Genomic DNA, 7,508 nt, shown 5'->3' with positions numbered 1-7,508 from the left:
CCGACCCAGCGCTGACGGGCGTGGCTCTCGCTGCGGAAGCGCCCGGCACTGATGCGGAGCGAGCAGAGGGCGCGGCCTTAGCGACCGCAACCGTCGAGCCCTTCGCCGCAGCAGACACTGCGCGAGCCGGGGCGCTCGCCCGCGCACGCGCAACCGGCCTCGCTACGGCGCTGTGCCCTGCCGCCGCCGGCTTCGCCGCCTTCGTGGCCGCCCGAACCGGCTGCGCGAACGTCATCGCCGCGCCGCCTTCGTCCACCTGGAACACCGCCACCGCCTGGCGCAGCTTCGCCGCCTGGTCTTCCAGCGATTGCGCCGCAGCCGCCGCTTCCTCCACCAGCGCCGCGTTCTGCTGGGTCACTTCGTCCATCTGCGTGACCGCGCGCGCCACTTGGTCGATGCCGCTGCTCTGCTCCTCGGATGCCGCGGCGATCTCGCCCATGATGTCCGTCACGCGCTGGACGGCGCCGATGATCTCGCCCATCGTGCGCCCCGCTTCGTCGACCAGCGCCGAGCCCGACTGCACGCGCTCCACGGAGGTGTCGATGAGTTCCTTGATCTCCTTGGCCGCCGCCGACGAGCGCTGCGCGAGGCTGCGCACCTCGCCCGCCACCACGGCGAAGCCGCGTCCGTCCTCGCCCGCGCGGGCCGCTTCCACGGCGGCGTTGAGCGCGAGGATATTGGTCTGGAACGCAATGCCTTCGATGATCGCGATGATGTCCGCGATCTTCGCCGAGCTCTGGTTGATGTCGCCCATCGTGCCCACCACCTGGCTCACCACCGCGTTGCCCTTGTTCGCGATCTCCGATGCATTTGCGGCGAGCGCGCTGGCCTGGCGCGCATTGTCCGCATTCTGGCGCACGGTGCCCGTGAGCTCGTCCATGCTCGACGCCGTTTCCTGGAGCGCCGAGGCCTGCTCCTCGGTACGCGACGAAAGATCGATGTTGCCCGCGGCGATCTGCCGCGTGGCCGTCGCGATCGATTCGCTGCCGGCGCGCACCGTGCGGACCGTGTCGATCAGGCTCTTTTGCATCTTCGCGACGCCTTCCATCAACTGGCCCATTTCGTCGCGCGAGTGCACCACCACGGCGCGCCGCAGGTCGCCGGCCGCGATCGCGTCGAAGTGTCCGAGCGCCTCCGCGAGCGGTCGCGCAATGGCGCCGCGCAGCGTGAAGAAGGAGAAGAGCGCGGCGCCAAGGCCGACCACGAGTGCGCCGATGCTCGTCATGCGAAAGAAGCCGACCATGGACTGCGTGCTGTCGTAGCCCTCCTTCGCCTGCTGGAACTGCAGTTGCACGAGATCGCTGTCGGCGTTGACGAGGTTGTTGTAGACCTTTTGCAGCCGCTTGGCGGAATCCGCAATTTTGGACTGATCGCCGGCATTGACCATGGCCGTGAACGCGTCGGCCTCGGTGTGCAGCGCCTCGCGCCTGCCCGCCACCACTTGCGCGAGCCGGTCTTCCTCCGCGCCGCGCGGCAAGGCCAGATACTTCTTCCACCAGTTGTCGGATTCGGTGCGCATGAGCTTCGCGCGTTCCACCGTCGCGGCCACCTCCGAGGTGCCGATCAGGAACGCCGCGCGGTCCAGCGCGAGGCGTTCGCGCGCTGCATAGACTTCCGAGTTCGCGATCGACACGGCGCTCGGCATCTGATTGGTGAAGGTGTTTTTCAGCGCATCGTTGGCCCGCGTGAGCCCGATGAGCCCCAGCACGCTGATGGCCGCGAGCAGCGCCGCGAGAAAAGTCATGGTCAGCCCGATGCGGGCTTTGATGGTGATGCCTTTGTTCATGTTCTTCCTGTGTGCAAAAGCGGGAGGCCGGTTCCGGATGGCCTTGCCAGGGTCTCACTGGCGGCGCTCGATGCACCATCTTCTGTGCGGTGCTATGACGGCGTTTACGGCAAGAAAGCCTGACGCTTGAATCTTTTATATGGTCTGATCATATTCACCATGAAATCAGGTAAAAATTGCAAGACTGAGGAATGATGCGGAATGGCGCGTTCGAATAGGCCGTTCATCGGCGCCCGGACGTCGCGCATGGCGCACATGGAAGGACAAGCGGGTACGAGAGGGAGAACCGGCGACGCGCTGTGTCGCGGCGGAAGAAGAAAGAAAGCCGGGCCGCCGCGTGCTGCACAGGCAGCATGAACTTCAGATGATGATCTTCGGAAAACCGGGCGCAGCACACCACGCCGGCTCCGGCAACGCGACGACCGCTATGAAGGAGGCACGCGCGACTGACGAAACGCTCAAGAAGCGGCGACCTCAGCGAGGCGCGGAATGGAAGGCTGGGCGCCTTCACGCGTGACGGAAATAGCCGCCGCACGCTGGGCGAAGCGAATGGCTTCGTCGACGCTCGCGCCTGCCGCGAGTTGCGCCGCAAAGCCGCCAATGAAGGTGTCGCCGGCCGCAGTCGTATCGATGGCGCTCACACGCGGCGCCGGATAGTGCACAGGCTCCATTCCACCAAGCGCGGCGCAGACGCCCTGCGCGCCCAGCGTCACCAGCACATTGCGCGCGCCGGCTGCGCACAGCGTCGCAGCGGCGCGCGCCGCGTCTTCGGGCGTGCTCGCCGGCAGGCCGGTCAGCGTCGCGGCCTCCAGTTCGTTCGGAATCAGATAGTCGATGAGCGGCAGCCACGCTGCGGGCAGCGGCCCGGTGGCCGGCGCGGGATTGAGGATCACGGTCTTGCCGAGCCGGTTCGCCGCCGCCAGCGCGGCATGCACGGCGTCGACCGGCGTCTCCAGCTGGCAGACCACGACATCGGCGGCGGCCAGCACGGCCTCATGTCGCGCGACGGTAGCAGGCGTGAGCTCGCCGTTGCTGCCGGCCACGATGACGATCGCGTTCTGGCTGCTGTCGTCCACGACGATCAGCGCAACGCCGGTCGGGGCGTTTGCGCTCGATTCAAGTGCGGTGCAATCGATGCCTTCGGCAAGCAGGCCCGCGCGCAGCTGCTCGCCGTTCGCGTCGGCGCCCACGCAGCCCACCATCGCCACCCGGGCGCCCAGCCGCGCGGCGGCCACGGCCTGGTTGCCGCCCTTGCCGCCCGCCACCTGGGCGAATGCGTGGCCGGCCAGCGTCTCGCCCGGCTTCGGCATGCGCGGCACGCGGGCAACCAGATCCATGTTGAGGCTGCCGACCACGGCCACGCGGCCGTGTCTTTTCCCTTGCCTTTGCTCTTGCCCCTGCCCCTGCTCTGCCTTACCCGGGATGCCTGTCATTGCCGCGCTTCCTGCGTTCACTGAGTTCACTGTCGTTGCCGCTGTTTCGTCCGCCACGCTCTTCTCCGCCTTGCCGTCTTTGCGTTGCATCGAGCCACGCAGGTCTTCGTCGGTCGTCGTCGGTCTTCGTCGCGCTTCACTGCATTGCCTGACCCGAGCGCGCTCGCCCGTCGCCGCGCCTGTCAGGCCACGAACCCCTGCGCATGGTCGCCCGACCACTGCGCCGTCGATTCGCGCACGATCAGCTGCGGCGCCACCACGCGGCGCCGCGGCGGTGCACCGTCGGTCTGCCCCGTGCCCGTAATGCGCTCGATCAGCGTCTGCGCCGCCGTTTCGCCCAGCGCGCGCACCGACTGGCCCACCGTCGAGAGCGCCGGGTAGGTGAAGCGGCCCAGTTCGATGTCGTCGAAGCCGATCACCGAGCAGTCCTGCGGCACGCGCAGGCCGCGTTCGGCGGCGGCGCGCAGCGCGCCGATACCCATCATGTCGTTGCCGGCGAAGATCGCGCTCGGCCGTACCGAATCGAACAGCTGGCTCGCCGCGCGGTAGCCGCCCGTGCCGGAAAAGTCACTTTCGACGATGGCACCCGCGGGAATCTCGATGCCCCGTTCCGCCATGGCGCGCAGAAAGCCGTGCACGCGCATCGCGCTCACCGCCGTGGACACCGGCCCCGTGATGCAGCCGATCTTCGAATGGCCCAGTTCCAGCAGATGCCGCGTGGCGAGCCAGGCGCCCTTCTCGTGGTCGATCTGCACGAGGTCGGCGGCGAGGCCTTCGATGTTGCGGTCCACGATCACGAGCGGCTCGCGCGAGCCTGAAAGCGTCTGCGCGAGCACGGCGTCGTCGCCGGCCGATGCGACGATCAGTCCGTCGATGCGCTTTTCCTGCAGGACGCGCAGGTAGCTGCGCTGCTTGGCCGGGTCGTCGTCGGAGTTGCAGAAGAACACGCAGTAGCCTTTGCGCGCGCAACCGTCCTCGACCCCGCGCGCGAGTTCGGCAAAGTACGGATTCGTGCCGTTCGGTACGACGAGCCCCACCGTGGCCGTGGAACGCGCCTTGAGCGAGCGCGCGACGGCCGACGGCACGTAATTGAGCTGGTGGATGGCCCGCTCGACCTTCGCGCGAACATCCGCGGACACCGGGCGCGAGTTGTTGACGACGTGCGATACCGTCGTAAACGACACGCCTGCCACGGCCGCTACATCCTTGATCGTCGCCATAAGCTGTTGCTCTCCTGCTTCGCTGTCTGCTGCTGTGTTCTGCCCTGTGCCCTCGCGCCCTACGCGCGCCGGCGCCGGCTGCGATACGTGTCGAGCACGACGGCCACCACGATCACCGCGCCCGTGATGATGCGCTTGGTCGGCTCGTTCGCGCCGATCTGCGCGAGCCCGGCCGCCAGCACCGAAATGATCAACACGCCAAAAAACGTGCTGATGACCGAGCCACGCCCGCCCATCAGACTCGTGCCGCCGATCACCACCGCAGCGATCACCTGGAGTTCGAGCCCCGCGCCGGCGTTCGGGTCCGCGGCTTCGAGGCGCGAGATCTGGAACAGCGCGGCGAGACCCGACAGCGCGCCCATCAACGCGAATACGATCACTTTGTAGGGCCGCGGGTTCACGCCCGCGAGCCGCACGGCTTCCTCATTGGTCCCGATGCCCACCAGATAGCGCCCGAACACCGTGCGCGTGAGCACGAGCTGCGCGACCACCATCACGACGACCGCGATCAGGAAGGCCGGCGAAATGCCGACCGCGATGGGATTCGAAAGGAAGTCGAACGCATCGCCGATATAGGCCGTGCGCGAGTTCGTCATCTGGTAGGCGAGCCCGCGCGCCGCTTCCAGCACGCCGAGCGAAACGATGAACGACGGAATGCGCCAGCCCACCGTCACGGCGCCCGTCAACGTGCCGGTGAGCGCTGCGGCGGCAAGCCCGATCAGCGCGGCAGGCCATGCGCCCCAGCCCCACTTGAGCGCGGCAACGCTCACCACCGAGGCGCCGAGCGCGAGCACCGAGCCCACCGAAAGATCGATGCCGGCAATGATGAGCACGAACGTCATGCCCACCGACATCACCACGAGATCGGGAATCTGGTTGGCGATGGTGCTGAACGTGTCGTAGGTGAGGAAGTGCGAGCTCAGCACCGAGAAGAGCGCGATCATCGCGACGAGCGCGCCCGCAAGGCCCAGATAGTTCGAGAAACCGAGACGCGTGCCGGCCGGCTTCGCGCTCGCCCCGCTCGCCACACTGGCCGGATTCCCGCCGGCCGCGCTCTCCTGCGTGCCCGGGGCATGGCCCTGCGGCAGCGGTTGGTTGTTCATGACAGACTCCGTGCATTCGGTTGAGCGTCCTCGCGGCGTGGGCCGCCGGGAGCGTCGTTGGCGTCGTTGGCGTCGTCGTGGGGGCTGTGCAGCAGCGCCTCGCGGCTGCGGTAACCGGCAAAGGCCGCCGCCAGCAGCGCGTCCTGCGACCACGTATCGCGGCTGAAGATGCCGGTCATGCGTCCCGCCGACATCACACCGATGCGGTCGCAGATCAGCATCAGCTCGCGCAGGTCGCTCGAGACCACCACGAGTGCGCGCCCCTCGCGCGCCAGTGCGCCCATGAGGCCATAGATATCGAACTTCGCGCCGACGTCGATGCCGCGCGTCGGTTCGTCGAACAGCAGGACCTTGCGCTCGCGCGCGAGCCAGCGGCCGATCACGACCTTCTGCTGGTTGCCGCCCGACAGCTCGCCCACCGGCTGGCCCGGCCCCGAGGTGCGGATGCGCAGCGCCTCGATCTGACGTGCCGCAAGCGCGTTCTCGCGCGTGGCGTTGACCACGCCGTGACGCGACACGCTGCCGAGATTGCCGAGCGACACGTTGGCCGCGATCGGTTGCGGCAGCAGCAGCCCTTCGCCCTTGCGATCTTCGGTGATGAGCGCGATGCCGGCGCGCACCGCATCCACCGGCGAGGCGATTTTCACGGGCACAGGCGTGGCGCCCGGCGAGGGCGCCAGCGCCACAGTGCCGCCGTCTTTGTCGTCCGCGCCGTAGATGAGGCGCAGCAGCTCCGTGCGGCCCGCGCCGATCAGGCCGGAGATGCCGAAAATCTCGCCCGCGCGCACCTCGAACGACACGTCGCGCACCGCTTCGCCGCGCGTGAGGCGCTCCACGCGCAAGAGCGGCGCGCCAATGCGCCGCTCGCCCAGATCGATGCGCTCGCCCAGCTCGCGCCCCACCATCAGCGCGACGATGCGATCCGGCGTGAGGTTCGCCATCGCGTCCACGTGCACGAGACGCCCGTCGCGCAGCACGGCCACGCGTTCGGCCACGCGCGCCAGTTCTTCGAGTCGATGCGAGATGTAGACGAGCGCCACGCCGCGCGCCTTGAGCCGCGCGATCTGCTCGAACAGCAGTTCGACCTCGCGCGCGGTCAGCATGGCCGTGGGCTCGTCGAGAATCAGCACGCGCGCGTCGCCGATCAGGTTGCGCGCAATCTCCACCATCTGCTGGTGGCCAATGCCGAGTTCGCCCACGAGCGTGTCGGGATGAATCGCGTCGAGCCCGACCTGGGCCATCGCCTCACGCGCGTCCTCGCGCAGCCGCTTGCGGTCGATCCAGCCGAACGCGGCGGGACCGAAGTGCGGCAGCCGGTTGAGAAAGAGGTTCTCGGCCACGGAAAGCGTGGGCAGCAGGTTCAGCTCCTGCATCACCATGCGCACGCCGAGCCCCTCGGCCTCGGTGCGGCTGGCGGGCCGGTACGGCGCGCCGGCCAGCTGCATGGAGCCCGTCGTCGGGTCCACGAGACCGCCTACGATCTTCGAAAGCGTGCTCTTGCCCGCGCCGTTTTCGCCCGTGAGCGCGAGCACTTCGCCGGCGCGCAGCTCGAGGCTCACGTCGGCAAGCACAGGCGACGCCCAGGTCTTGCCGATGCCCGTGACCGAAAGCACGGCAGGCAAGCCGGACGGCGCGCGCGGCACGTCGGAGTCCGTTGAATCCATTTCCATCCTGTTGTCGAAAGCCGCTCTCGCCGGCCTGGTCACCGCACTGTGGCGGCGGAAAGCCCGACTGCCGCTTCGTGTGTCATGTTGGCTGAAGGCCGATGCCGCGGGGCTCGACAGTATCTGCTGCTGTATGGCTCCCGCTCCATCGTGACCTGCTGCGTGGCCGCGTCGGCAAGCGGGCCCGCCCGCGCCTGCCGCGTTGCCCCCGCCGCGCCTGTTCGCCTGCCGACCGGCCATTCATGCGAATCGAATGGCCGCGTCTGCCGCCATGACGCTATACCGGTGAATAACGGCGACGC

5 protein-coding genes are annotated in these 7,508 nt (G+C 68.3%); all 5 read right to left on the bottom strand.

Going from position 1 to position 7,508, the window contains the following annotated elements; all coding sequences use genetic code 11:
• Positions 1–1,786: methyl-accepting chemotaxis protein (locus PXJ20_RS28590; protein ID WP_421057460.1), on the bottom strand; the 1,786-nt coding region annotated here is incomplete at its 3' end.
• Positions 1,787–2,244: 458 nt separating this feature from the next.
• Positions 2,245–3,147 carry a ribokinase gene (gene rbsK, locus PXJ20_RS28585; RefSeq protein WP_421030910.1) on the bottom strand — a complete coding sequence of 301 codons (903 nt, stop codon included), beginning with the start codon at positions 3,145–3,147 and terminating at the stop codon, positions 2,245–2,247.
• Positions 3,148–3,401: 254 nt separating this feature from the next.
• Positions 3,402–4,439 carry a LacI family DNA-binding transcriptional regulator gene (locus PXJ20_RS28580; RefSeq protein WP_017775912.1) on the bottom strand — a complete coding sequence of 346 codons (1,038 nt, stop codon included), beginning with the start codon at positions 4,437–4,439 and terminating at the stop codon, positions 3,402–3,404.
• Positions 4,440–4,498: 59 nt separating this feature from the next.
• A complete protein-coding gene (locus tag PXJ20_RS28575; protein ID WP_421029242.1) occupies positions 4,499–5,542 on the bottom strand; it encodes an ABC transporter permease in 1,044 nt (347 codons plus the stop codon).
• Positions 5,539–7,206 (bottom strand): sugar ABC transporter ATP-binding protein, encoded by a 1,668-nt coding sequence (locus tag PXJ20_RS28570; protein ID WP_421029241.1) that lies wholly within the window; start codon positions 7,204–7,206, stop codon positions 5,539–5,541. Before PXJ20_RS28570 ends, PXJ20_RS28575 begins: the two co-directional genes overlap by 4 nt.
• Positions 7,207–7,508 lie beyond the last annotated feature (302 nt).

It is taken from the genome of Paraburkholderia sp. A1RI_3L, from assembly GCF_048957895.1.
GTDB lineage: Bacteria > Pseudomonadota > Gammaproteobacteria > Burkholderiales > Burkholderiaceae > Paraburkholderia > Paraburkholderia kururiensis.
Note: the sequence above shows the minus strand (reverse complement) of the source record. Positions and strands in the feature narration are given on the sequence as shown.

Bases quoted from the DNA above. Each gene is read 5' to 3' on its own strand.
- PXJ20_RS28570 (WP_421029241.1), bottom strand. From the start codon at position 7,206: ATGGATTCAACGGACTCCGACGTGCCGCGCGCGCCGTCCGGCTTGCCT.
- PXJ20_RS28580 (WP_017775912.1), bottom strand. From the start codon at position 4,439: ATGGCGACGATCAAGGATGTAGCGGCCGTGGCAGGCGTGTCGTTTACG.
- PXJ20_RS28575 (WP_421029242.1), bottom strand. From the start codon at position 5,542: ATGAACAACCAACCGCTGCCGCAGGGCCATGCCCCGGGCACGCAGGAG.